At 52.9% G+C, this 26,120-nt stretch carries 28 protein-coding genes; 20 read left to right on the top strand and 8 right to left on the bottom strand.

From position 1 onward, the window contains the following. Positions 1-5 precede the first annotated feature (5 nt). The 6 genes from lnt (at position 6) to RIN69_RS06790 (ending at position 6,393) form a co-directional block, all read left to right on the top strand. Positions 6-1,538 (top strand): apolipoprotein N-acyltransferase, encoded by a 1,533-nt coding sequence (gene lnt / locus RIN69_RS06815; RefSeq protein ID WP_313856412.1) that lies wholly within the window; start codon positions 6-8, stop codon positions 1,536-1,538. A gap of 482 nt (positions 1,539-2,020) precedes the next feature. Next, positions 2,021-2,749 carry a class I SAM-dependent methyltransferase gene (locus RIN69_RS06810; protein WP_313856411.1) on the top strand — a complete coding sequence of 243 codons (729 nt, stop codon included), beginning with the start codon at positions 2,021-2,023 and terminating at the stop codon, positions 2,747-2,749. Between the two features lie 409 nt (positions 2,750-3,158). Continuing rightward, a complete protein-coding gene (locus RIN69_RS06805) occupies positions 3,159-4,097 on the top strand; it encodes an amino acid ABC transporter substrate-binding protein (RefSeq protein ID WP_313856410.1) in 939 nt (312 codons plus the stop codon). A 155-nt stretch (positions 4,098-4,252) separates the two neighbouring features. After that, entirely contained in the window at positions 4,253-4,993 is a 741-nt protein-coding gene (locus RIN69_RS06800) for an amino acid ABC transporter permease (protein WP_313856409.1), read from the top strand. Then, entirely contained in the window at positions 4,993-5,667 is a 675-nt protein-coding gene (gltK, locus tag RIN69_RS06795) for a glutamate/aspartate ABC transporter permease GltK (RefSeq protein WP_313857628.1), read from the top strand. The genes RIN69_RS06800 and gltK overlap by 1 nt, the downstream gene beginning before the upstream one ends. After that, complete coding sequence (locus tag RIN69_RS06790; protein WP_313856408.1) at positions 5,668-6,393, top strand: amino acid ABC transporter ATP-binding protein; 726 nt, start codon at positions 5,668-5,670, stop codon at positions 6,391-6,393. A gap of 41 nt (positions 6,394-6,434) precedes the next feature. Here the strand turns inward: RIN69_RS06790 and RIN69_RS06785 are convergent, their stop codons facing one another. Further along, a complete protein-coding gene (locus RIN69_RS06785; protein ID WP_313856407.1) occupies positions 6,435-6,917 on the bottom strand; it encodes a zinc ribbon-containing protein in 483 nt (160 codons plus the stop codon). A 253-nt stretch (positions 6,918-7,170) separates the two neighbouring features. Between RIN69_RS06785 and leuS the strand changes: the two genes are divergently transcribed. The 13 genes from leuS (at position 7,171) to lipA (ending at position 20,933) form a co-directional block, all read left to right on the top strand. Further along, positions 7,171-9,753, top strand: a complete 2,583-nt coding sequence (leuS, locus tag RIN69_RS06780; protein WP_313856406.1) for a leucine--tRNA ligase — start codon at positions 7,171-7,173, stop codon at positions 9,751-9,753. A gap of 14 nt (positions 9,754-9,767) precedes the next feature. Next, positions 9,768-10,376, top strand: a complete 609-nt coding sequence (gene lptE / locus RIN69_RS06775) for an LPS assembly lipoprotein LptE (RefSeq protein ID WP_313856405.1) — start codon at positions 9,768-9,770, stop codon at positions 10,374-10,376. Then, positions 10,373-11,404: a DNA polymerase III subunit delta gene (gene holA, locus RIN69_RS06770; RefSeq protein ID WP_313856404.1), complete on the top strand. Its 1,032-nt coding sequence runs from the start codon at positions 10,373-10,375 to the stop codon at positions 11,402-11,404. The genes lptE and holA overlap by 4 nt, the downstream gene beginning before the upstream one ends. Next, a complete protein-coding gene (nadD, locus tag RIN69_RS06765) occupies positions 11,397-12,050 on the top strand; it encodes a nicotinate-nucleotide adenylyltransferase (protein ID WP_313856402.1) in 654 nt (217 codons plus the stop codon). The genes holA and nadD overlap by 8 nt, the downstream gene beginning before the upstream one ends. A 134-nt stretch (positions 12,051-12,184) precedes the next feature. Further along, positions 12,185-12,502: a ribosome silencing factor gene (gene rsfS, locus RIN69_RS06760; RefSeq protein WP_313856401.1), complete on the top strand. Its 318-nt coding sequence runs from the start codon at positions 12,185-12,187 to the stop codon at positions 12,500-12,502. A 3-nt stretch (positions 12,503-12,505) separates the two neighbouring features. Further along, positions 12,506-12,976, top strand: coding sequence for a 23S rRNA (pseudouridine(1915)-N(3))-methyltransferase RlmH (gene rlmH / locus RIN69_RS06755; RefSeq protein WP_313856400.1), 471 nt, complete (start codon positions 12,506-12,508; stop codon positions 12,974-12,976). A gap of 117 nt (positions 12,977-13,093) precedes the next feature. Further along, on the top strand, positions 13,094-14,998 hold the full coding sequence (gene mrdA, locus RIN69_RS06750; protein WP_313856399.1) for a peptidoglycan DD-transpeptidase MrdA: 1,905 nt from the start codon (positions 13,094-13,096) through the stop codon (positions 14,996-14,998). A gap of 9 nt (positions 14,999-15,007) precedes the next feature. Continuing rightward, positions 15,008-16,120: a peptidoglycan glycosyltransferase MrdB gene (gene mrdB, locus RIN69_RS06745; protein WP_313857626.1), complete on the top strand. Its 1,113-nt coding sequence runs from the start codon at positions 15,008-15,010 to the stop codon at positions 16,118-16,120. A gap of 10 nt (positions 16,121-16,130) precedes the next feature. After that, positions 16,131-17,219, top strand: a complete 1,089-nt coding sequence (rlpA, locus tag RIN69_RS06740; protein ID WP_313856398.1) for an endolytic peptidoglycan transglycosylase RlpA — start codon at positions 16,131-16,133, stop codon at positions 17,217-17,219. Between the two features lie 154 nt (positions 17,220-17,373). Next, positions 17,374-18,585: a D-alanyl-D-alanine carboxypeptidase DacA gene (gene dacA, locus RIN69_RS06735; RefSeq protein WP_313856396.1), complete on the top strand. Its 1,212-nt coding sequence runs from the start codon at positions 17,374-17,376 to the stop codon at positions 18,583-18,585. Between the two features lie 195 nt (positions 18,586-18,780). Continuing rightward, a complete protein-coding gene (gene ybeD / locus RIN69_RS06730; protein WP_313856394.1) occupies positions 18,781-19,044 on the top strand; it encodes a DUF493 family protein YbeD in 264 nt (87 codons plus the stop codon). Between the two features lie 83 nt (positions 19,045-19,127). After that, positions 19,128-19,784: a lipoyl(octanoyl) transferase LipB gene (gene lipB, locus RIN69_RS06725; protein WP_313856393.1), complete on the top strand. Its 657-nt coding sequence runs from the start codon at positions 19,128-19,130 to the stop codon at positions 19,782-19,784. 183 nt (positions 19,785-19,967) lie between these two features. Continuing rightward, positions 19,968-20,933: a lipoyl synthase gene (gene lipA / locus RIN69_RS06720; RefSeq protein ID WP_313856390.1), complete on the top strand. Its 966-nt coding sequence runs from the start codon at positions 19,968-19,970 to the stop codon at positions 20,931-20,933. A gap of 156 nt (positions 20,934-21,089) precedes the next feature. On the opposite strand, the gene tatE is transcribed toward lipA, so the two are convergent. The 5 genes from tatE to pagP form a co-directional block, all read right to left on the bottom strand. Continuing rightward, complete coding sequence (tatE, locus tag RIN69_RS06715; protein ID WP_313856387.1) at positions 21,090-21,293, bottom strand: twin-arginine translocase subunit TatE; 204 nt, start codon at positions 21,291-21,293, stop codon at positions 21,090-21,092. An 87-nt stretch (positions 21,294-21,380) separates the two neighbouring features. Further along, on the bottom strand, positions 21,381-22,175 hold the full coding sequence (locus RIN69_RS06710) for a deaminated glutathione amidase (protein ID WP_313856386.1): 795 nt from the start codon (positions 22,173-22,175) through the stop codon (positions 21,381-21,383). Positions 22,176-22,203: 28 nt separating this feature from the next. Next, a complete protein-coding gene (locus RIN69_RS06705) occupies positions 22,204-22,629 on the bottom strand; it encodes a GNAT family N-acetyltransferase (RefSeq protein WP_313856385.1) in 426 nt (141 codons plus the stop codon). Between the two features lie 128 nt (positions 22,630-22,757). Further along, on the bottom strand, positions 22,758-22,967 hold the full coding sequence (gene cspE, locus RIN69_RS06700; protein WP_313856384.1) for a transcription antiterminator/RNA stability regulator CspE: 210 nt from the start codon (positions 22,965-22,967) through the stop codon (positions 22,758-22,760). 150 nt (positions 22,968-23,117) lie between these two features. Beyond that, positions 23,118-23,690 (bottom strand): lipid IV(A) palmitoyltransferase PagP, encoded by a 573-nt coding sequence (gene pagP, locus RIN69_RS06695; RefSeq protein WP_390902500.1) that lies wholly within the window; start codon positions 23,688-23,690, stop codon positions 23,118-23,120. Positions 23,691-24,211: 521 nt separating this feature from the next. On the opposite strand from pagP, the gene RIN69_RS23020 reads away from it, so the two are divergent. After that, positions 24,212-24,406 (top strand): ECs_2282 family putative zinc-binding protein, encoded by a 195-nt coding sequence (locus tag RIN69_RS23020; protein WP_449361564.1) that lies wholly within the window; start codon positions 24,212-24,214, stop codon positions 24,404-24,406. Between the two features lie 44 nt (positions 24,407-24,450). Here the strand turns inward: RIN69_RS23020 and RIN69_RS23015 are convergent, their stop codons facing one another. Both RIN69_RS23015 and RIN69_RS06690 read right to left on the bottom strand, forming a co-directional pair. Continuing rightward, positions 24,451-24,570 (bottom strand): hypothetical protein, encoded by a 120-nt coding sequence (locus RIN69_RS23015; RefSeq protein WP_449361563.1) that lies wholly within the window; start codon positions 24,568-24,570, stop codon positions 24,451-24,453. Positions 24,571-24,689: 119 nt separating this feature from the next. Then, entirely contained in the window at positions 24,690-26,042 is a 1,353-nt protein-coding gene (locus RIN69_RS06690; RefSeq protein WP_313856381.1) for a GntP family transporter, read from the bottom strand. Positions 26,043-26,120: the final 78 nt, after the last annotated feature.

The following is a 26,120-nucleotide window of genomic DNA, read 5'->3' as shown; positions in this document are numbered from 1 at the left end:
GATCTATGGCTATCGCCTCACTTTACCAGCGCCAGCGGGTTCGCCTGCTACTGGCGCTGATTACAGGTGCCTGTGGCACGCTGGCATTTTCGCCCTATGATTTTTGGCCTGCCGCCCTGGTGTCACTGGTTGGCTTACTGGCTTTAACACTGAATCGCACCACGCCTCAGGCGACAGCCATTGGCTTTGTCTGGGGAATGGGACTGTTTGGCAGTGGTATCAATTGGGTCTATGTCAGTATTGCCACGTTTGGCGGTATGCCCGGACCGGTAAATGTGTTGCTGGTGGTGTTGCTGGCGGCGTACCTGTCGCTGTACACCCTGCTGTTTGCCGCAGTGCTTAATCGCCTGTTTCCGCGCACCTCGCTGGTGCGCCTGGTGCTGGCGGCACCGGTACTGTGGCAAATCACCGAGTTTTTACGCGGCTGGATACTGACTGGCTTCCCGTGGTTGCAGTTTGGCTACAGTCAGATTAACGGTCCGCTAAAAGGCCTGGCGCCGATTTTTGGCGTTGAGTCGATTACCTTTGTGCTGATGATGATCGCCGGCCTGCTGGTGTATGCGGTTACGCAGCGCCATCTGCTGGCCGCCATCGGTGCCATCGCGCTACTGCTGCTGCCGTGGCCACTGCGCCAGCTAAGCTGGTATCAGCCGCTACCCGATCGCGCGGTCAATGTTGCGCTGGTACAGGGTAACATTGCTCAGTCGATGAAGTGGGACCCGAACGTCCTGCTAAAAACACTGCGCATTTATAGCCAGCTTTCCCGGCCCTATTTCGGTCAATCGCCGATAATTATCTGGCCTGAATCGGCCATTCCGGACCTTGAGGTCAATCAGCAGCCGTTCCTTAAATCACTGGATGACGAACTACGTGCCACCGGCAGCAGCCTGATTACCGGCATCGTTGATTCACGTCTTGAAGGTAATCGCTACCATGATTACAACTCAATTATCGTGCTGGGCGGTCAGCAACCTTACAATTACAACAGCGGTAATCGCTATCAGAAAAACCATCTGGTACCGTTTGGCGAGTTTGTCCCGCTGGAAAGCGTGCTACGCCCGCTGGCACCGTTCTTTGACCTGCCAATGTCGTCGTTCAGCCGTGGGGATTATATCCAGCCACAGCTGAATGTGGCCGGATACAACCTGACGGCCGCCATTTGCTATGAGATTGTGCTCGGCCAGCAGGTGCGTGATAACTTCCGCCCGGATACTAATTTTCTGCTGACAATCTCCAATGACGCGTGGTTTGGTCATTCGATTGGTCCGTGGCAGCATTTCCAGATGGCGCGCATGCGGGCACTGGAGCTGGGCCGCCCGTTGCTGCGCGGCACCAATAATGGCGTGACTGCGGTGATCACCGCTGACGGCGAAGTGCAGAAAATCATCCCGCAGTTTACCCGCGAGGTATTGGACGCCCGGGTTACGCCAACCACCGGACTGACCCCGTACGCACGCTTCGGCAACTGGCCAGTATGGGTTATCACTCTGCTGTTTGGCTTTGCAGCGGCAATATTCGCATTGCGTAGGCCGCGCTGAGTTATCTCCCGCTGATGCACGGCCATGACGCCGCCCTGACGATATTCTGTGGTCAGGGCGGCCCATCCGCTGCTGACAATATCCTGCTTGCGAAGACGACCGCGGCTGGTTGACGGCTTATTAGCCCAACGCTAGTATTACTCCCATCTAATTTTTCTTTCAGGAACTGAAATGCTAACCCTGTTCGCTTCGGATCAACTCGTTACCCGAGTTTGCTCTGACATTCGCTTGCGATGAAGCATTGTTCAGAGCCTGATCGGGAGGTTTACCCTCCATCCATTTATCGCCAGATGACTTTAGCCGCGTTCAGATAAGCGGTGACGCAAGGTATATGGCGAGGAATTCAGGGCCGTGGATGATTATTCATCCATGGCCCTTTTCGTATGAATTGCCTAATGGCAACAACTCATAACGAGCAGGGCATGCCCTGCTCGTTTTTTTTTGCCTTATTCAGAGGCTCCCGGACATTTAAGAGGTTTTCTATGTCTCAAAATATTTACGACAATCAGGCGTTCTTCGATGGTTACGCTCAACTTCCCCGCTCGCAGTTCGGCCTGGAAGGCGCCCCCGAATGGGCCGCGATTCAGGCCATGCTGCCGGATCTGACCGGCAAAAAGGTTATTGACCTCGGTTGCGGCTACGGCTGGTTTTGTCGCGCTGCACGGGCTGCGGGTGCCGCCGAAGTGACCTGTGTCGATTTGTCTGAGAAAATGCTGGCGCGAGCACGCGAGCTGACTCACGATTCCGGCATTCGCTACCAGACTGGCGATCTCGGTAATCTCACCTTGCCCAGCCAGGCTTACGATCTGGTATACAGCTCACTGACGCTGCATTATCTGCCCGACCTTGCCCCGCTGCTGGCCACTATATTTCAAGCGCTGCAACCCGGAGGATGGCTGGTTTTCACCACCGAGCATCCCATCTACACCTGTCCAGTTCGACAGGGCTGGCTGACTGATGGAGAGGGCCAGCGGTCATGGGCGGTGAATAATTATCAACACGAAGGCCAGCGCATTAGCAACTGGCTGGCAGACGGGGTAATAAAATACCATCGCACCCTTGGCACCACCTTAAATGCGCTAATGGCTGCCGGTTTTACTCTTCGCTGTGTGAATGAATGGGGCCCGGATGCAGAGCAGATTGCCTCGACCCCGGCACTGGCTGAAGAGGCAGAGCGGCCGATGATGGTACTGATCTCCGCGCAACGATAACCCCCCCTCTGCCACCGAATTGAACTGCGGTGGCAGAGTTTTATATTTCGATTTGGCACTCAATCCTTCCCTCTCCCTGCCTAAACGCATTTGGCATGATGCTTGCTACCTCTTTCAGTGTATCTGCTGCTGAGAGTGCCCTGTAACGCGATGAAAAACTGATTTGCACCGTTGAGGCTCATAACTTGCCCCAAGGCGGAGCACAGCCAAAAAAATTGCCTTGTATTGGTGCGGGCGACTTCGCAAAAAAGAAACTTTTTTGTTTCATAGCGTTAACATTCCGCTATTTTAATAGCTAATCAGAGCAGTAATCGTTCAGGTAACAGAAGAAAAGCCGCTGGAAATACACACAACATCATAATCGGCGCAGTTTTTATACTTTGCGTCAAAATGACAAAGGAGTTGGAACATGAAATTACGAAAACTGGGGCTTAGCCTTGCACTGGCTGGATTAGCCTCCGGTATCGCTCATGCCGAAGAAGCAAAACCGCAAACGGCAGATCAGGCCGCGGTTGCACAGCAGCAAATGACCACTCTCGATAAAATTAATAAAAACGGCGTTATCGTGGTCGGCCATCGCGAATCGTCGGTTCCTTTCTCGTATTACGACAACCAGCAAAAGGTGGTGGGTTATTCACAGGACTATTCCAACGCTATCGTTGAAGCGGTGAAGAAGAAGCTGAACAAACCTGACCTGCAGGTGAAGTATCTGCCTATCACCTCACAGAACCGCATTCCGTTGCTGCAAAATGGCACCTTTGACTTTGAGTGTGGTTCCACCACCAATAATCTTGAGCGCCAGAAACAAGCCGCCTTCTCAGACACCATCTTTGTCGTCGGCACTCGTCTGTTGGTGAAAAAAGGTGGCGAGATTAAAGACTTCGGCGATCTGAAAGGCAAAACCGTTGTTGTGACTTCCGGCACCACTTCCGAAATTCTGCTGAATAAGCTGAACGACGAGAAAAAAATGGGCATGCGCATTATCAGTGCGAAAGACCATGGTGACTCATTCCGTACGCTGGAAACCGGTCGCGCAGTGGCCTTTATGATGGATGACGCGCTGTTAGCTGGCGAACGCGCGAAAGCGAAAAAACAGGCTAACTGGGAGATCGTCGGTACGCCACAGTCGCAGGAAGCCTATGGCTGTATGCTGCGTAAAAACGATCCTGAGTTTAAGAAGCTGATGGATGACACCATCGCGCAGGCGCAGACCTCTGGTGAAGCGGCTAAATGGTTTGAGAAGTGGTTTAACAATCCCATTCCACCAAAAAACATGAACCTCGATTTCGCGCTGTCGGATGATATGAAAGCGCTGTTTAAAGAGCCGAATGATAAAGCACTGAACTAATAATGAAAAAAAAGGGCAGCGCGCCTGCCCTATCGATTGCTGATAACCGGCCCGGACAGACTACATGTTGACTGGTCGTTCCCCAGACAACATTACCGGGGGCCACTCACCAATCTTCAGGGTAGCTTCGCTACCCTTTTTTACCGGAGTTATTTATGTCAATCGATTGGAACTGGGGTATTTTTTTAGAACAGGCCCCGTTCGGCAATACCACCTATCTTGGCTGGCTGTGGTCAGGCTTTCAGGTCACCATTGCGGTTTCCGTTTGCGCCTGGATTATTGCCTTCTTTATCGGCTCGCTGTTTGGCATCCTGCGCACCGTGCCCAACCGTCTGCTCTCCTCTATCGGCACCTGCTACGTTGAGTTATTCCGTAATATTCCGCTAATTGTTCAGTTCTTTTTCTGGTATCTGGTGGCACCAGAGCTGGTCGGCGAAAAGCTTGGCATGTGGTTTAAGGCTGAGCTGGACCCGAATATACAGTTCTTTATCTCATCCATGATCTGCCTTGGCCTGTTTACTGCCGCCCGCGTTTGCGAGCAGGTACGTGCGGCAATTCAGTCGCTGCCGAGCGGACAGAAAAATGCCGGGCTGGCGATGGGCCTGACGCTGCCACAGACATACCGCTATGTGCTGTTGCCGAATGCATACCGGGTAATCGTGCCACCGATGACGTCGGAAATGCTCAACCTGGTAAAAAACTCCGCTATTGCTTCCACTATCGGCCTGGTGGATATGGCCGCGCAGGCCGGTAAGCTGCTGGATTACTCGGCTCACGCTTACGAATCCTTCACTGCCATTACCCTGGCGTATGTGGCCATCAACCTGGTGATTATGCTGATTATGAGCCTGGTCGAACGTAAGGTTCGCGTGCCGGGAAATATGGGGAGTAAATGATGTACGAGTTCGACTGGAGTTCGATTATTCCCAGCCTGCCGTATCTGCTGAACGGACTGGTGATCACGCTGAAAATCACCGTCACGGCAGTGATTTTTGGCATCATCTGGGGCACTCTGCTGGCGGTAATGCGCCTCTCCACTTTTAAACCCATCAGCTGGTTCGCCAGGCTGTACGTGAACCTGTTCCGCTCGGTACCGCTGGTGATGGTGCTGTTGTGGTTCTATCTGGTAGTACCGAGCTTTTTGCAACAGGTACTGGGATTATCACCGAAAACCGATATTCGTCTGATCTCGGCGATGGTGGCCTTCTCGCTGTTTGAAGCGGCCTACTATTCAGAAATTATTCGTGCCGGCATTCTCAGCGTGTCGCGTGGACAAGGCAATGCGGCGCTGGCGCTGGGTATGACACAGTGGCAGTCGATGAAACTGATTGTTCTGCCACAGGCATTCCGTGCCATGGTGCCGCTGCTGCTGACTCAGGGTATTGTCCTGTTCCAGGATACTTCACTGGTGTACGTGCTCAGTCTGGCAGACTTTTTCCGCACCGCCTCAACCATTGGCGAACGCGACGGCACCCAGGTCGAGATGATTCTGTTTGCTGGTCTGGTCTACTTTGTTATCAGCCTTTCCGCTTCAATGCTGGTCAGCTATTTAAAGAAAAGGACAGTTTAAATGATTACCCTGAAAAATATTTCCAAGTGGTATGGTCACTTTCAGGTGCTGACCGACTGCTCAACTGAAGTGAAAAAAGGTGAAGTGGTGGTGGTTTGCGGTCCGTCTGGCTCAGGGAAATCGACGCTGATTAAAACTGTTAACGGCCTCGAGCCGATTCAGCAAGGCACTATCATCGTCAACGGCATTACCGTCACTGATAAAAAAACCAATCTGGCACAGCTACGCTCCAAAGTTGGCATGGTATTTCAGCATTTTGAGCTGTTTCCACACCTCAGCATCGTGGAGAATTTAACGCTGGCGCAGGTGAAAGTATTAAAACGCAATAAAGAGGAAGCGCGGCAGAAAGGGCTGAAATTACTTGAGCGAGTTGGCCTGTCGGCACATGCCAACAAGCACCCTGGCCAGCTTTCAGGCGGTCAGCAACAGCGCGTGGCGATTGCCCGTGCATTGTGTATGGATCCGGTGGCAATGCTGTTTGACGAACCGACTTCAGCACTCGATCCGGAGATGATCAATGAGGTGCTGGACGTCATGGTCGAACTGGCCAATGAAGGCATGACGATGATGGTGGTGACGCACGAAATGGGCTTTGCGCGCAAAGTGGCGAACCGGGTGATCTTTATGGATGAAGGAAAAATTGTTGAGGACCGTCCAAAAGATGAGTTCTTTAACAATCCCCAATCCGAACGTGCCAAAGACTTCCTGGCAAAAATCCTGCATTAATCGTAATGGGCGAGGTTCACCTCGCCCTTTGTCATCACCGGTTACGGCGCAAATGGCTGACGCTGGAACTGGTCGTGACCACATTCCGCGCAGCGCGTTAAAGTTTCCGGCGTGTAGATCGCCCGGGTGAAATGACACTTTTCACACACCAGATTACCCAGTCCGACTACCTCGCCACTCTGATACACGCCGTGGTGGTTGAGATCCTGAAATACTTCACGCCACTCCAGCTGGCTTTTATCGGTAATATCCGCCAGTTCTTTCCATACGCTCTGGCGAATCACGCGCATAAACACGCTGTCGTTTAGATCTTCCTCATTCTCCCCGTAGCTGCGGGCAAACTCTTCCAGATCGCGCCGTACCGCGCGCAATACCCCTTCGACTTCGCTGCGGGTCAACTCCCCGGTAGCCAGTAACCGCTGGCGCGCATTTTCTACCAGGCCATCAATGTCCCGATCGCCCCGGTTCAGTCTGTCAGTTAACGATGCGACTAATTCGCGATAATACTGAGCAACCTTGTTCATCTTCTCTCCTGTAAAATCCTGAAAGATAACCCTGTTTAACTATAGACTCTGGTCGGCGTTTGCCCTGTCGACAGCGTCACAACAGTGAAAATCTGGAAGCAAGATTCCGGCTTAAGGATAAATCGACCTCGTCTGGACGCTAACTATTGTTGCTGCGAAGGCTTATCAGCTATGCTATGCGGATCTGATGTCTACTAATCTAAATAGTAAATTAGTTAATAATTGAGCTATTCAATAAGGACCACTGGCAGCCATGCAAGAGCAATACCGCCCGGAAGAGATAGAATCCCACGTCCAGCTTCACTGGCACGAGAAGCAGACTTTTAAAGTGACTGAAGAGGAAGGCAAAGAGAAGTATTACTGCCTCTCGATGCTGCCCTATCCTTCTGGCCGCCTACATATGGGCCACGTTCGTAACTACACCATCGGCGATGTGATTGCCCGTTACCAGCGTATGCTGGGTAAAAACGTGTTACAGCCGATTGGCTGGGACGCCTTTGGTCTGCCAGCAGAAGGTGCGGCGGTTAAAAACAACACTGCTCCGGCACCGTGGACGTACGAAAATATCGATTATATGAAGAACCAGCTGAAACTGCTGGGCTTTGGCTATGACTGGAGCCGTGAACTGGCTACCTGTCAGCCAGAATATTATCGCTGGGAGCAGTGGTTCTTCACCAAACTGTATGAGAAAGGCCTGGTTTATAAAAAAACCTCGGCGGTCAACTGGTGTCCGCACGATCAGACCGTACTGGCTAATGAACAGGTCATCGACGGCTGCTGCTGGCGCTGTGATACCAAAGTTGAGCGTAAAGAGATTCCACAGTGGTTTGTGAAAATTACTGACTACGCGGATGAACTGCTAAACGACCTCGACAAGCTGGAAGACTGGCCTGAACAGGTTAAAACCATGCAGCGCAACTGGATTGGCCGCTCTGAAGGGGTGGAAATCACCTTTGACGTGGTCGACAGCAGCGAAAAACTGACGGTTTACACCACCCGCCCGGACACCTTTATGGGTGCCACTTATCTGGCGGTTGCCGCCGGTCATCCGCTGGCAGCACAGGCTGCGGCGAGTAATCCGGCGCTGGCAGACTTTATTGCTGAATGCCGTAACACCAAAGTTGCGGAAGCCGAAATGGCGACCATGGAGAAGAAAGGCATGGCCACCGGCCTGTTTGCTCTTCATCCGCTGACCGGTGAAAAAGTGCCGGTGTGGGCTGCTAACTTCGTATTAATGGAGTACGGCACTGGCGCAGTAATGGCGGTTCCGGCACATGACCAGCGCGACTGGGAATTTGCCAGCAAATATGATCTGAACATTAAGCCGGTGGTCCTTAACCTTGATGGCAGCGAGCCAGACGTCATCGCCGCGGCGATGACTGACAAAGGCACCCTGTTCAACTCGGGCGAGTTCAGCGGCCTGTCTTATGAAGATGGCTTTAACGCCATTGCCAATAAACTGGCTGAAATAGGCGTTGGCGAGCGTAAAGTTAACTACCGTCTGCGCGACTGGGGCGTTTCCCGCCAGCGTTACTGGGGTGCACCTATTCCAATGGTAACGCTGGAAGACGGCACCGTGATGCCAACACCAGAAGATCAGCTGCCGGTGATTCTGCCGGAAGACGTGGTGATGGACGGCATTACCAGCCCGATTAAAGCCGACCCTGAGTGGGCAAAAACCACCGTTAACGGCCAGCCGGCGCTGCGCGAAACCGACACCTTTGATACCTTTATGGAGTCTTCCTGGTACTACGCGCGCTACACCTGCCCGGACTACGACAAAGGGATGCTGGACCCGGCTGCGGCAAACTACTGGCTGCCGGTCGATCAGTATGTTGGTGGTATCGAACACGCCATCATGCACCTGCTGTATTTCCGCTTCTATCACAAGCTGCTGCGTGATGCTGGCCTGGTCAGCTCTGACGAACCGGCGAAACGCCTGCTGTGCCAGGGCATGGTGCTGGCCGATGCGTTCTACTTCCTCGGTGCTAACGGCGAGCGTAACTGGGTCTCTCCGGTTGATGTTACCGTCGAGCGTGACGAGAAAGGCCGCATTGTTAAAGCGTCTGACGCCGAAGGCCACGAGCTGGTCTACGCTGGCATGAGCAAAATGTCGAAGTCGAAGAACAACGGCATTGACCCGCAGGTGATGGTTGAGCGTTACGGTGCCGATACCGTGCGTCTGTTTATGATGTTTGCTTCACCGGCAGAAATGACGCTGGAGTGGCAGGAGTCCGGTGTGGAAGGCGCAAACCGCTTCCTGAAACGCGTCTGGAAACTGGTGTTCGATCATACCGCTAAAGGTGCGGTCAGCGCGCTGGATGTGGCGGCGCTGAATGACGATCAGAAAGCCCTGCGCCGCGATCTGCACAAGACCATCGCCAAAGTTTCCGATGATATTGGCCGCCGTCAGACCTTCAATACCGCGATTGCGGCTATTATGGAACTGATGAATAAGCTGGGCCGCGCACCACAGGAAAGCGAGCAGGATCGTGCCCTGATGAACGAAGCGCTGCTGGCGGTCGTTCGCATGCTCTATCCGTTCACCCCGCACGCCAGCTTTACCCTGTGGCAGGCGCTGGGTGGCAACGAGGATGTGGATAACGCACCCTGGCCACAGGCTGATGAAACGGCAATGGTGGAAGATTCGCTGCTGGTAGTGGTTCAGGTCAACGGCAAGGTACGCGGCAAAATTACCGTTCCGGCGGATGCCACTCAGGAACAGGTACAAGCACGCGCTGCGCAGGAGCATCTGGTAGCGAAATATCTGGACGGCGTTACCATCCGTAAAGTGATTTACGTCCCCGGCAAACTGCTTAACCTGGTCGTAGGTTAAGTTCAGGAGGAACTGTGCGACATCCGATTTTGACTCTGTTTTTAGGCCTTGCGGTGCTGGTCACCGCCGGTTGCGGTTTTCATCTGCGCGGCACCACTCAGGTGCCGCCAGAAATGAAAACGCTGATCCTCGATACCAGCGATCCCTATGGCCCGCTGGCGCGTTCGGTGCGTGAGCAGTTGCGCCTGAATAATGTGTCAATCGTCAAGGATCCGGGCCTGCGTAAGGATATTCCATCGCTGCGCATTATTGGTTCCAGCGAAAACCGTGATACCGCCTCGATCTTCCAGGATGGCAGAACGGCGGAATATTCGATGATGATGACGGTTAATGCTCAGGTGCTGTTGCCGAATAAGGGTATCTATCCGATTAGCGCAACGGTTTATCGTTCGTTCTTCGATAACCCACTGGCAGCGCTGGCGAAAGACTCCGAGCAGGAGATTATTCGTCAGGAAATGCGCCAGCAAGCCGCACAACAGCTGGTGCGTAAGCTGCTGACGGTACATGCTGCGCAGGATAGCCTTGATGATTCTGCCGCGGCTGATGCAGCAGCAATACCGGGAAGCACAGTCAATCCTCAGAGCGACAGTGCACCGATGTCAGGTGCAGCCGGTCGCCAATGATCAGGATCTATCCTGAGCAACTCAGCGCGCAGCTTCAGGATGGGCTGCGCGCCTGTTATCTGCTCTGCGGCAATGAACCGCTGTTACTGCAAGAGAGCCAGGACGCCATTCGTGCCGCAGCGCAACAGCACGAATTCAGTGAACACTTCAGCGTTACCCTCGATGCCAGCACCGACTGGGACGCCATTTTCAGTACCTGCCAGGAACTTAGCCTGTTTGCCAGCCGACAAACTTTGCTGCTGATGCTGCCGGAAAACGGGGCGAATGCCGTTATCGGTGAACAGCTGGTGAAACTGTCGACCCTGCTGCACAGCGATATTCTGCTGATTTTACGCAGCCCTAAGCTGACCAAAGCGCAGGAAAACAGTGCCTGGTATAAAGCATTAAGCACCAACGGCGTGATGGTTCCCTGCCTGACGCCCGAGCAGGCCCAACTGCCGCGCTGGGTTGCTACCCGCGCCAAAGCGATGAAGCTGACGCTCGACGATGCCGCTAACCAACTGCTCTGCTACTGCTATGAGGGCAATTTACTGGCGCTGTCGCAGGCGCTGGAACGCCTGTCGTTACTGTGGCCGGACGGCAAGCTGACGCTGCCACGGGTTGAACAGGCGGTCAGTGACGCGGCGCACTTTACCCCTTTTCACTGGGTCGATGCGCTGCTGGCCGGTAAAAGCAAACGTGCGTTACATATTCTGCGCCAGATGAAAGCGGAAGACAGCGAGCCGGTGATTATAATCCGCACGCTACAGCGCGATCTGATGACCCTACTGCAATTACAGCGGCAGATGGCCAACACCGCGCTGCGAACGCTGTTCGATCAGCATCGCGTCTGGCAAAATCGTCGCCCGCTGTTCAGTGACGCCTTGCAGCGCATTAGCGCACAACAGTTATTACAGGCGATTCGTCTGTTAACCCGTATCGAGATGACGCTGAAGCAAGATTACGGTCAGTCGTTATGGTCTGAGCTGGAAACGCTGTCGCTCCTACTGTGTAATAAATCGTTTCCAGAGAGTTTTTGTGATGTCTGAAAACACGGCACTGCATGCGCTGTTTGGCGGCACCTTTGATCCAATCCATTTCGGCCATTTACATCCGGTCGAAGCGCTGGCCCACCAGGTCGGTTTGCAGCAGGTGACGCTGTTACCCAACAACGTGCCGCCGCACCGTCCTCAGCCAGAAGCCTCGGCGACTCAGCGCGTCGCAATGGTAAAACTGGCGATTGCCGATCGGCCGCTGTTCCGCCTTGACCCACGCGAACTGCAACGTTCTGCGCCGTCCTGGACGGTGGAGACGCTGGCAGAACTGCGTCGGGAGCGTGGCAATCAGCAACCGCTGGCGTTTATTATTGGTCAGGATTCACTGCTGACGCTGCATAAATGGCATCGCTGGCAGGATCTGCTGTCGCTGTGTCATTTGCTGGTATGCAAACGTCCCGGCTATCCGGCCACCATGGAAACTGACGAAATGCAGCAGTGGCTCAACAACCATCTGGCACCCGATGCCCACGCGTTGCGTCAGCAACCCGCAGGCTGGATATTTTTGGCTGACACCCCACTGGTGTCAATCTCGGCAACAGAAATCCGTCAGCGACGCCATCTTGGCGAATCCTGTGATGACCTGTTGCCTGCCGCAGTCAGTGCGTATATCGATCGCGAAGGGTTGTACTCTCGTTGAGAGGGCCGTGATATACTGCGCCGCTAATTTTTTGGGCCTGCTGCCCATGGATAAATCCTGTTACGGTTATCAACAACAACCCCGCGCGGGTTATGAGATAACCGCTCAGACACAACTACCCGAGGGGGAACCTTTTGCAAGGTAAAGCACTCCAAGACTTCGTTATTGATAAGCTTGATGATCTCAAAGGTCAGGATATCGTTTCCCTGGACGTTCAGGGCAAGTCCAGCATCACCGACTGTATGATTATCTGCACCGGCACCTCCACGCGTCACGTCGCGGCAATCGCTGACCATGTGGCAATGGAATCACGCGCTGCGGGTCTGATCCCGTTGGCGATTGAAGGTCAGAGCCTCGCCGACTGGGTGGTGGTTGACCTCGGTGAAGTGATTGTGCACGTAATGCAGGAAGAGAGTCGTCAACTGTACGAGCTGGAAAAACTCTGGAGTTAATGCGTGAAGTTGCAGCTTGTTGCCGTCGGCACCAAAATGCCCGACTGGGTACAAACCGGCTTTATGGAATACCTGCGCCGGTTTCCCAAAGATATGCCGCTGGAACTGACGGAAGTTCCGGCCGGTAAACGTGGCAAGAATGCCGACATCAAACGCATCCTCGATAAAGAGGGTGAGTCGATGCTGGCCGCCGTCGGCAAAGGTAATCGCATCGTTACGCTGGATATTCCTGGCCAGAAGTGGGAAACCCCGCAGTTGGCTAATCAGCTTGAACGCTGGAAACAAGACGGACGAGATGTCAGCCTGTTAATCGGCGGCCCGGAAGGGCTTTCACCGGCCTGTAAAGCCGCTGCCGAACAGAGCTGGTCGCTCTCAGCACTGACCTTACCCCATCCGCTGGTACGTGTCCTGGTTGCTGAGAGTCTCTATCGCGCCTGGAGTATTACTGCGAATCATCCTTATCATCGTGAATAACCGATATACCCATCATAGCAGTGTGCGTGGGCTATGTGGGCGGCGCCAGCGTCGCCCCTGAATACCGGCAACGCCAATTATTTAGGGTATGCATTAACCGGATAGAATAAGCAGCGGATGAAATTAAAACGCAACTCTTTTCGTGACTACTCCGCCGAACAATCGCTGTTTGTGCGGCGTGCGATAATTGCCTTTTTAGGCATTCTGATCCTCTCCAGCGTGCTGGTGGTCAATCTGTACCATCTGCAAATTCTGCGTTTCGACGATTACAGTACCCGTTCCAATCAGAACCGTATCAAACTGGTACCGGTTGCCCCCAGCCGCGGCATTATTTATGACCGTAACGGCGTTCCGCTGGCGCTTAACCGCACCATTTATCAGGTAGAACTGGTTCCTGAAAAGGTTGATAACCTGAAGCAGGTGCTCGAAGAGTTGCGTCCGGTGGTCGATTTGACCGACGCGGATATCGAGGCGTTTGAAAAAGAACGTAAGCGCTCACGGCGTTTTACCTCTATTGCGGTTAAAACCGGGCTGAACGATGTGCAGGTCGCCCGTTTCGCCGTTAACCAGTACCGTTTTCCCGGCGTTGAAGTCAAAGGCTATCAGCGTCGTTACTATCCTTATGGCGCCGCGCTGACCCACGTTATTGGCTATGTTTCCAAAATTAACGATCGCGACGTTGATCGCCTTGATAAAGCCGGTAAGTGGCCAAACTATGCCGCCACCCACGACATTGGCAAGCTCGGGGTTGAACGCTTTTATGAAGATGTGCTGCATGGCAAAACCGGCTACGAAGAGGTGGAAGTTAACAACCGGGGCCGGGTGATTCGTCAGCTGCATGAACAGTCGCCACAGGCCGGGCGTGATATCACCCTGACCATCGACCTGAAACTGCAACAGTATATTGAGACGCTGCTGACCGGTAGCCGTGCGGCGGTGGTGGTAACTGACCCACGAACCGGTGAGCTGCTGGCGCTGGTATCGACGCCGAGCTATGACCCTAACCTGTTCGTCGATGGCATCTCCAGTACTGATTACAACCGCCTGCTGCACGACGAAAACCGTCCGTTAATTAACCGTGCCACACAGGGGACTTATCCTCCGGCATCAACGGTTAAGCCTTATGTGGCGGTCTCGGCACTCAGTGCCGGGGTTATAAACAAAAATACCAGTCTGTTTGATCCCGGCTGGTGGCAACTGCCAGGCTCGGAAAAACGCTATCGTGACTGGAAGCGCTGGGGTCACGGCCGCCTGAACGTAACCAAATCGCTGGAAGAGTCGGCCGATACCTTCTTCTATCAGGTGGCTTACGATATGGGTATCGATCGTCTGTCTGAGTGGATGAGCAAGTTTGGCTATGGCCATCTGACCGGCATCGACCTGTCGGAAGAGTACGCTGGCATCATGCCAACGCGCGACTGGAAACTGAAGCGCTTCAAAAAGCCGTGGTATCAGGGTGACACCATTCCGGTCGGTATCGGTCAGGGCTACTGGACCGCGACGCCGCTGCAAATGAACAAGGCGATGATGACGCTGATTAACGATGGCATTGTCAAAGTGCCCCATTTGCTGCGCGCCACCCACGTGAATAATGTGATGGTGCCTTATAAACAAGTCGACGAGCCGCCGATTGGGGATATTCATTCTGGTTATTGGGAAATTGCCAAAGATGGTATGTACGGCGTTGCTAACCGACCAAACGGTACTGCACATAAGAGCTTTGCTAATGCGCCGTATAAGATTGCGGCGAAATCCGGTACTGCTCAGGTGTATGGCCTGAAAGAGAATGAAGTCTATAACGCCCATAAAATTGCCGAACGCCTGCGTGACCACAAACTGATGACCGCGTTTGCGCCTTATGACAATCCACGCGTCGCCGTCAGCATCATTCTGGAAAACGGCGGTGCCGGCCCGGCGGTTGGAACCATTATGCGCCAGATTCTCGACCACATTATGCTGGGCGACAACAATACAGATCTGCCTGATGCTCCTCCGGTGCCATCAGGTTATGAAGGTGAATAAAGCATGTCCATGAACGATAGCCCGCAAAAAAGGAGCATCTGGACCAAACTCCATATCGATCCGATCTTCCTGCTGATTATCACCGGGTTACTGGTTTACAGCGCCCTTGTAATGTGGAGCGCCAGCGGCCAGGATCCGGGCATGATGGAGCGCAAGGTCGGCCAGATTTTGATGGGGCTGGTGGTCATGATCGTCATGGCGCAGGTTCCGCCACGCGTTTATGAGGGCTGGGCTCCCTATCTCTACATTGTCTGCGTGATATTACTGATCGCCGTTGATGCCTTCGGTCAAATCAGTAAAGGGGCGCAACGCTGGCTGGATCTGGGTATCGTGCGCTTCCAGCCTTCGGAGATTGCTAAAATAGCCGTGCCGTTAATGGTGGCGCGCTTTATCAACCGCGATGTCTGCCCGCCGACGTTGAAAAACACCGGTATCGCGCTGATTCTGATCTTTGTGCCAACCTTACTGGTCGCGGCACAGCCTGACCTCGGCACCTCGATTCTGGTCGCTACCTCCGGCCTGTTTGTGCTGTTCCTGTCCGGCATGAGCTGGCGGCTGATCGGCATTGCGGTGCTGCTGGTCGCCGCCTTTATTCCGATACTGTGGTTCTTTTTAATGCACGACTACCAGCGCGACCGCGTCATGATGCTACTTGACCCGGAAAGCGATCCGCTCGGTGCCGGCTATCATATTATTCAGTCGAAAATCGCTATTGGCTCCGGCGGACTGCGCGGTAAAGGCTGGCTGCATGGCACCCAGTCACAGCTGGAGTTCTTGCCCGAACGTCATACCGACTTTATTTTCGCGGTACTGGCAGAGGAGTTAGGCCTGGTCGGAGTGCTGATTTTGCTGGGGCTCTATTTGTTACTGATCATCCGTGGGCTGATGATTGCCGCACGCGCTCAGACCACCTTTGGTCGGGTGATGGCGGGCGGACTGATGCTGATCCTGTTTGTCTATGTTTTTGTTAACATTGGTATGGTTAGTGGTATCTTACCGGTAGTTGGCGTACCTTTGCCGCTGGTTAGTTATGGTGGCTCTGCGTTAATCGTACTTATGGCCGGATTTGGCATTGTGATGTCGATCCATACTCATCGAAAAATGTTGTCAAAAAGCGTTTAAGAGGCTTCACATGCGTAAGGATTGGCTTTGGGTTGGCGCAGCATCACTGGTACTGGCAGCATGTACCGTGCCGGATCGGCAGACACAGGCACCTCAGCAACCGGCTTATAATGGCCCGGTGGTTGAGATTGGCGGTGTTGAACCTCGCTATGAACCGATTAACCCCGGTACCAATCAGGATTATTCAGTAAACGGTAAAACTTACCGTATTGTGAAAGATCCATCGAATTTCAGTGAAACCGGGCTGGCTGCGTGGTACGGCGATGAGGCCAACGGCAATCAGACGGCAATCGGTGAAACCTTTGATCCCAATGGGCTGACTGCCGCCCATCCTACCCTGCCGCTACCCAGCTATGTCCGTGTGACCAACATGGCGAATGGTCGCCAGCTTGTGGTGCGCGTTAACGACCGCGGCCCTTACACGCCGGGACGTATTATCGATCTGTCCCGCGCTGCGGGCGATCGCCTGAATATCTCTAACAATACCAAAGTGCGCGTCGACTTTATTCAGGTCGCGCCGGATGGTTCGCTTTCCGGCCCCGGCACGGTGGGAACCACCGTAGCGAAACAGAGCTATGCCCTGCCCGCGCGTCCGGATATTGCCGGTGGTATGACGGTAATCGGTGGTGCATCCGCCGCTGCCGCAAGCCAGCCGCAGCCGGTAGCAAATCAGGACGATGGCAGTCGCCAGCTGGATAACCAAACCCTGAGCAGTGATGACAATTTAGGCGCACCGGTACGCAGCGGCGGTTTCCTTGGCGCAGCCACGCCACTGCGCCCAGGCGTGCTGCAAGGCAGTGAGCCAGCGCCGGTAGCAGCTCCGGCCGTTGCCGCTACCGCAACCTCTTCCGCAGCCACTGCAACCGGCGGTTTTGTGGTGCAGGTTGGCGCGCTGAGCGACAGCAACCGGGCGCATCAGTGGGTGCAATCCCTTAGCCAGCAATTTGGCGTACCTGGAAATGTTTCGGCTAACGGCAACGTTTATCGCGTGCAGTTAGGCCCGTTCAGCGATCGTCAACAGGCGGCAGCTCTGCAGCAGCGCCTGTCAAGCGAAGCACAGCAGCAATCATTTATTACTGTCGCACCAGGCGGAATGTAATCTCTGCGGGCAGCCGACAAGCTTTATGTTTACAGACGCCTGCGTGTTACGTCTGTTAACAAGTGAGGCGGAAAGTCGGATGCCTGCAAAATAAGCATTTGCTATAGTGGGTCACTTTTTTCAACTTAACTCCACGGATGTTGTAGTCCCAAACATGAACACTCAGACACCTTCTCGTTTTCTTAAACGCCTGACAGTGGGTTCACTGATCGCGATCAGCATCACCACCTTCGCCCATGCCGAAGATGTTAATCTGAAAACTATGATTCCCGGCGTGCCGGATATCGATGCTGAAGCCTATGTCCTGATCGACTACAACTCAGGAAAAGTGCTGGCGGAAAAAAATGCCGACGCACGCCGCGATCCGGCCAGCCTGACCAAAATGATGACCAGCTATGTTATCGGCCAGGCGGTTAAAGCCGGAAAAATTCATCAGGATGATATCGTCACCGTCGGCCAGGACGCCTGGGCAACCGGTAATCCGGTGTTTAAAGGCTCCTCACTGATGTTCCTGAAACCTGGCGATCGCGTGCCGGTTTCCCAGCTGACGCGCGGTATCGTACTGCAATCCGGTAACGATGCCTGCGTGGCGATGGCTGATTACGTCGCGGGCAGTCAGGATGCATTTGTTGGCCTGATGAACAACTATGTAAAAGCGCTGGGCCTGCAAAATACCCATTTCCAGACCGTTCATGGCCTGGACGCTGAAGGCCAGTACAGCTCGGCGCGCGACATGGCGCTGATTGGCCAGGCGCTGATCCGTGATGTGCCGGAAGAGTACGCGGTTTATAAAGAGAAAGAGTTTACCTTTAACAACATTCGCCAGATGAACCGTAACGGACTGCTGTGGGACACCAGTCTGCAAGTTGACGGTATCAAAACCGGCCATACCAACGCGGCAGGCTACAACCTGGTGGCCTCGGCGACTGAAGGCCAGATGCGCCTGATTTCAGCGGTCATGGGCGGCCATACTTATAAAGGTCGTGAGACGGAAAGTAAGAAGCTGCTGACCTGGGGCTTCCGTTTCTTCGAGACCGTGGCACCACTGAAAGCCGGTAAAGAGTTCGCCTCTGAGCCAGTGTGGTTTGGCGACAGCGATCGCGTGCAGTTGGGCGTTGAAAAAGATGCTTACCTGACCATTCCTCGTGGCCGGATGAAAGACCTGAAAGCCAGCTACGTGCTGACCAACACCGAACTGCACGCACCGCTGCAGAAAAACCAGGTGGTCGGCAGCATCAACTTCCAGCTGGATGGTAAAATCATCGATCAGCGTCCACTGGTAGTGCTGAAAGAAGTCCAGGAAGGTAACTTCTTTGGCCGTATCGTTGACTACATCAAACTGATGTTCCACCACTGGTTCGGTTAATTTGTTGCTGCGGGTAGCCATCGCGCTGCCCGCAATAGTGATCCCGGTCTGGCTCACCGCAGCCAGCCGTCATTCCCCACGGTCCTGGCAACTTTGCATTTCTACCTTGATTATTTCCTTCTGAAACCCCATATAATACCCATTAAGAAACTCCCGTTATTCTGGGAGCCCACGTTTTAGTGCACCGGAGCATCTATGAAAACCAATCTGAAAGAATTACTTGAATTTCCTTGCAGCTTCCCGTTTAAAGTTATGGGCCTGGCGCACGAAGGACTGGTCGATCAAGTAGTCGAAGTGGTTCAGCGTCATGCGCCTGGTGATTACACCCCGGAAGTCAAACCGAGCAGCAAAGGTAACTACCACTCGGTGTCGATCACTATTAACGCCACGCATATCGAGCAGATCGAAACGCTGTATGAAGAGTTAGGCAACATCGAAATCGTGCGCATGGTGCTGTAAGCGCATCCTGCGTTAAAGGGCGGGTAGCTCTCGCCCTTTAGCAACGTTATACTGCCCTTCTCTTTTCCTGCCGGACACTCGTTTTGTATCAGGACAGCCTCATCATACGCCAACTGGGCCTGCGTCAGTGGGAGCCCGTTTCGCAAGCTATGCATCAGTTTACCGACCAACGTACCGACGCTACCGCCGATGAACTCTGGCTGGTTGAGCACCCTGCGGTTTTCACTCAGGGTCAGGCTGGTAAAGCTGAACATCTGCTGATGACCGGTGATATTCCGGTGGTGCAGAGTGACCGTGGTGGCCAGGTGACTTATCACGGCCCAGGTCAGCAGGTGATGTATGTGTTGATCGATCTGAAGCGGCGCAAAATTGGCGTTCGCCAGTTAGTCAGCGCCATTGAACAGACGGTGGTCGATACGCTGGCACATTTTGGCGTCAGCGCCAATGCGCGTGCGGATGCACCTGGCGTCTACGTTGACGGCAAAAAAATCTGTTCCCTTGGCCTGCGCATTCGTCAGGGCTGTTCATTTCACGGGCTGGCGCTGAATATCAATATGGATTTAACGCCGTTTCTGCGGATAAACCCCTGCGGCTATGCCGGACTGGAGATGACCCAGCTGAGCGCCTGGCAGCCTGGGGTGACACTGTCGGACGTGCAGCCGGTATTAATCGAAAAATTTATGGCGCTGCTGGCGATAAACACCTCAGAATATCGCGATCCGCAAGAGTTGAATCTTTGATGTTCCACTGCTGTGCGCGCTGCTTTACAATTCTGCAACGTTTTCACCTGTAACCGGGCTGATTGTCGGGCGGTGAGATGATATAATTTTTGCGCTTTTATCAAATAAAGTTGAAAATTGAGTACGACTCACTGAGTTTTATGCCTCTTTCAGAACGCAATCCAAATTGGAACCTGCAAGCTTATGAGTAAACCTATTCAGATGGAACGCGGCGTTAAGTATCGCGACGCAGACAAAATGGCACTGATCCCGGTAAAAACCGTGATAACTGAGCGGCCGGAGATCTTAAGAAAGCCAGAGTGGATGAAAATCAAACTGCCTGCTGACTCCACACGTATTCAGGGTATCAAAGCCGCAATGCGTAAAAACGGTCTGCATTCCGTCTGTGAAGAAGCCTCCTGCCCTAACCTTGCAGAGTGTTTTAACCACGGCACCGCAACCTTTATGATTTTGGGTGCGATTTGTACCCGCCGCTGTCCGTTCTGCGACGTGGCGCACGGCCGACCAATGACGCCGGATGCCAACGAACCGGGTAAACTGGCGCAAACTATCGCCGATATGGCGCTACGCTATGTGGTTATCACTTCAGTGGACCGTGATGATTTACGTGACGGCGGCGCTCAGCATTTTGCCGACTGCATCGCGGCTATCCGCGAAAAAAGCCCGACGATAAAAATTGAAACGCTGGTGCCGGACTTCCGCGGACGTATGGATCGCGCACTGGATATTCTCAATGCCACGCCGCCAGATGTGTTTAACCACAACCTGGAAAACGTTCCGCGTGTTTATCGCCAGGTGCGCCCGGGAGCCAACTATGAATGGTCACTGAAACTGCTGGAGCGCTTTAAAGAAGCGCACCCGGAGATTCCGACCAAATCAGGTCTGATGGTGGGTCTGGGTGAAACCAACGCCGAAATCGTTGAGGTTATGCGCGATCTGCGTCGCCATGGCGTTACCATGCTGACGCTCGGCCAGTATTTACAGCCAAGCCGTCACCATTTACCGGTACAGCGCTATGTCAGCCCGGCTGAGTTCGACGAAATGAAAGAAGAAGCGCTGGCGATGGGCTTTACCCACGCCGCCTGCGGACCTTTTGTTCGTTCTTCTTATCATGCCGATATGCAGGCGAAAGGTCTGGAAGTGAAATAACCGCCGCTGCGGAGTGGATTCCTGACATCCCAGGGGAGCTATTTCGGCTCCCTTATTAATGGCGGTAATCAAAAAAAAGAACCGGCTGCCTGCGGACTACCGGTTCTTTTTTATCTGAAGCACTGTAATCTGTAGTTACATTTACGTAACAACCCCTCAGTCTTTATGCACCACACGATCCGGCGCAGTCTCTTCAGCAGCAGTTTTTTTCGCTGATGTATCGTCATCACTCATGGCTTTTTTAAAGCCCTTAATCGCCGATCCAAGGTCACCGCCGAGCGAACGTAACTTATTGGTGCCGAACAGCAGAACGATCAATGCACCGATAATCAGCAGTTTAGCAATACTGATACCTTCCATAACACCTTCTTATTTTACCATAGTACACACCTGTCCCCTTTATTAACGCGCAGTTGTGCAGGCAATACAATGGCAATCTGTAACAGATTAAGACTCTTTCAGCTCCGGGCGGGCGAAACGTCGATTCTCCAGCACCGGCAGCACGCTGCGGGCGTAAGCGATACGAGCGGCATCCAGCTCTGCATACAACAGCGTCGGAGCCTCTGCGGCTTTGACCACTGCCACGCCTAAGGGATCAACCACCATGCTGTTACCGATATTGCGTGGACCACACTCGCCTACCGCCACCAGATAACAGGTATTCTCCAGCGCACGGGCGGTGACCAGCACCTCCCAGTGCATCTCCTTCAGCGGGCCTCTGAGCCACGCTGACGGCAGAACCAGAACCTCGGCACCCTCTATCGCCAGACGTCGCGCCAGCTCGGGAAAACGTACGTCATAGCAGGTCATCAGGCCAACCTTCATCCCGCCGACCTCAATCAGGGCCGGCACCTGCTCACCGGCAGTAATATTTTTTGATTCCTTCACCGCGAAAGCATCATACAGATGTAATTTGTCGTAGCGCGCAACCACCTCACCGGCGCGAATGGCGATCAGCACATTCAGCGCACGGCCATCAGCAGTGGGCACTGGCACGCTCATCATGGTGGTCAGGCGGCTGTTGCGGCTGGCGGCCAGCAGCTGGCTGACAAACGGCCCATCCAGCGGTTGGGCCGCCTTCAGCACAAAGTCGGCATCGCTATTATCCCGTGCCAGCACGGCTTCCGGTAACACCAGCAGTTCGGCTTCAGCGGCTGCCGCATCTGCCATCAGCCTGATGCAGGTCGCCGCGTTAAGCTGCCAGTCACGCTCGACCGCGAACTGTCCCATCGCTATTTTCATTATCATTCTCCCGGGGCAGTGACGTTCGTCAGCTCAGCGGTTTGATATGGTATCGGGGTGATTCCTGATAGCCTTCACGGGCGTAAAAGCTGTTGGCTTTGATGCGATGTTCGTTACAGTGCACTTCAACGCGATCGCAACCGCGCTGCTGCGCCAGTTGCTCAGCATACTGCAACAACTGCTGCCCCACCCCTTTACTTCTCTCACCCTCGGCAATGCAGAAGTAGCTGATGCGGGCAAAATCACCGGCCAGCGCCAGCTGAGGAATAAAATGCAGCGACAGGAAACCCAGCACCGACGGCCCATGTTCCGCGACCAGCAGGCACTCATCGGGGTCGGCAATCAACTGCGCCAGACGTTTATCGATAAAATTTTCAGTCGCGCCATAACCTAACTCTGCCAGCAGCGCGCTGAGCGCGAAGCTGTCCTGCAATTGTGCCGGGCGAATATTCATGGTGACTCCCTCAGTCTGAGCGATGATGAATAAGCGGGAACTGCTGTTGACGATCGATAACCGGGAAGAAAACGGGTAAAAAAAAACCCGCCAGCGGCGGGTTTTTAAAATTCTGTCTGATAACTAACTTAAATTGCAGCAACGTTAGTAGCAGATGGGCCTTTAGCGCCGTCAGTGATTTCAAACTCTACACGCTGACCTTCAGCCAGGGTTTTGAAACCGTTGCTCTGGATAGCGGAAAAGTGTACGAATACATCTTTGCTACCATCTTCAGGAGTAATGAAACCGAATCCTTTGGACTCATTAAACCACTTAACGCTACCTTTAATCTTAGACATCAATATTACCTTTACATGAAAAATGGACACTAAACTGTGTCGAGTGTTAGTACAGCAATTGCGAGCGCTTTTGTCCAGTCCGGCATGAAGAAAAAGTGATAAATATCGAGTTTTTTTCATCTTAGCCGTGCCGGACGCTCAATTAAACAACTAAAAAGAGAAGCGCGCCCAGGCAAAGAAAACATTACCGTTATTGTAAGTTCCCGGAATATAAGTCATTTGGAAAGTTGCTGGGCCGTAACCTATTGATGCTAAAGGAAGCAGTACCGGAATCGGGATATACTTCCAGTTATCACGCGCGGTCACCCCGGCGGTATAACCCGCACCCAGGCGAAAATTCTGATCGCTGAACGGACGCCAGGTTTTTTCCCAGCCGTAGCCGCCAATCGGTTCCCACTTATTATACGAGTCTTTAAACGCCATCAGGTAGATGCCGTTCCAGTTTCCATGCTCGTCAAAGCGAGAAATACCGCCACCGGCCCCCCAGGGGCGCTCGTTATACTTATCGGTTTTTTCTTTATCGTACGTCCAGCGGTTGTGCCAGGTGATAGCCGGGACATATAAGTCGTAAGAGTCGGGTGAGGTCCAGGTTTTTTCGACATTGTCGGTAAAGGTCTGCCACAACGTCTTACTCTGATCGATTATTTCACCCGCAGATGCTACCGAAGAAAACAGGCAACTGGAAAGAACCACTGGCAGGAAATATTGATTAATTGCTTTCACTTCAGTAACTACCATTCTTTGTATGAACTAAAATTTTAACAGCGCAAACTTCAACATTGTTTAAATCAGCCAGGCGAGCAGCGCAGCTGGCCGCGGCAAACGCTGCTATCTAAGCAGAAAATCCAAATATCCGCCCCGCATTTTAACTGCTGGATAAATTCTTTTCACATTGACATCCGATAACTTTCATAGATTTTCAAATGGAATGATTTCTTTACATCAAGATGTAACTGCATGATTCAGGTATTATCGCCCGATTGTTCAAAATAGCGCCGTTAATCAGAAGTTTCGCAGGGAAGCAATGTGAAGGTTTTATTGATAAAAGTCATGGAATCTTCGAAAAAAAACTCGGTGATTGCCAACGCTATTATCAGATTAACGCCAGAGCAACCAAAAATATTATGGAAATTCAGGCGAATATCTATTTCGTACGGGTATCAAACTTAGATAAACTTAATTTATCGATTTCTTATTAATTTTTGATAAGATAAATCTCATCTCAGCAGACAAGGATAAGTGAAATGGTCATGAAAGTGAGATGTACTTCGTGTGGAAGTAAAAAGTTTGTTTATACCTCCAAAGGAGAAAATCCTACAGAGCATCACGGCGCAGTTTGCGCGAACTGTAACAAACCGCTAACCCTAAAGGATTTGCTTCCACTGACGCCAATGGATCCGATTATCAAATGCTTGATCGGTCAGCGTAAGACAGGTTGAGATAGCAGACTGCCGCCGCAAACCGCAGCGACAGCCAGACAAGATTAAAAAATCAGTTTGAATACGCCGGTCAGCGTCAGCAGGCCGACGATAAAGATAATTGCGATAATCCAGAGAATAATTTTCATTCCATTTTCCTCGCCAATAAAAGAGATAAAAACCACGTTTCGTAGTGACTTAAGTATAGAAGAAGATTCGGATATTGTCGGAAATGGACATTTTTTTGCCCGCCGAATCCCCCACTAAAGCCACATCCGCGTCGGTGAGGGGTGGTGTTCTCGTTTTACAACATCAGCCAGCCGAGCCAGACAAAGGCGAATCCCGCCAGCCCCATGACCGTGGTCAGAACCGTCCAGGTGCGCAGTCCATCGGCAACTGACAGCCCAAGATAGCGTGTGACCACCCAGAACCCGGCATCATTGACATGTGATAACCCGAGCGCGCCAAAGCAGGCTGATAAGGCCACCAGCACCAGCTGCATTCCCTGCAAGTCAGCGACTGCACTACCTAACAGGCCACAGGTGGTGACGATAGCCACCGTCGCCGAGCCTTGCGAGGCGCGCAGCGCCAGCGACAGCACAAATGCCGCCGGTATAATCGGCAGATGAATACTCTCCAGTAGTAAAGCCAGCGCCTTGCCCACTCCTGACTCAACCAGCACTTTGCCAAACGCGCCGCCGGCACCAGCCACCAGTAGCACGCCAGCCGCGCCAGGAATCGCGCTGGTCACCACGGTATCCAGTTTATCTTTACCCCATCCCCCCCGAAGACCAAGTAACCACGCCGCCAGCAGCAAGGCAATAAGCAGAGCAATTGCAGGCGTGCTGATCAGCGCAACCACACCGTGTAACACGCCGGTTTCTGGCAACCACGGCGTCAGTAACGTACCGAGCATAATCAGTAATACCGGAATCACAATCAGCGCCGAGATCAGCAACGCCCCCGGTGGCTGAGCCTCAGCATGCGACTTTTTATCCTTGTCCGCCAGCTGTAGCTGCTCCAGCACTTCGACCGACAAATGATAATTTTTACGGTTCATCAGCTTTGCCACGTAATAACCAAATATTGCCGCCGGTATCGAGATGGCAATTCCCAGCATCATTACCCAGCCAATATCCGCATTCAGTAATCCTGCCGCTGCTGCCGCACCGGGATGCGTCGGAATCGAAACGTGCACCAGTAACATTACGCCTGCCATCGGCAAACCATATTTTAACGGTGAGACGCGTGCGACTTTGGCAAAACCATAAATTAGCGGAACAACAATAATAAAGCCGACTTCAAAAAATACCGGCAGACCGAGAATAAACGCCACCAGCGTCAATGCCGCCACCGAGCGTTTTATCCCCATATTACGGGTAAAACGCGCGGCCAGAGAGTCTGCGCCGCCGGAGGCTTCAATAATCGCTCCCAGCATTGCACCCAGCACAATAATAATCGAGATATGCCCCAGCAAACCGCCCATGCCAGACATAATCACTTCCATGATATGTTTAGCCGGAATACCGGTACTGATGGCGACAAACAGACTGGAAATTAATAAAGCAACAAACGGATGAACTTTCGCTTTTATTACCAGTACCAGCAACAAAATAACGCTGACAACAGCAATGGTTAACAGTAGGGTGGTAGACATAGTAAAAACCTCATTGTGGGGCGTTATTATGTTTAAGGCTTTGTTTTAATTAATACTTCCCAGGTGTATAACAGAATT

Origin of the sequence: Winslowiella toletana (assembly GCF_032164335.1) — a bacterium.
Lineage (GTDB): Bacteria > Pseudomonadota > Gammaproteobacteria > Enterobacterales > Enterobacteriaceae > Erwinia > Erwinia toletana_A.
Note: the sequence above shows the minus strand (reverse complement) of the source record. Positions and strands in the feature narration are given on the sequence as shown.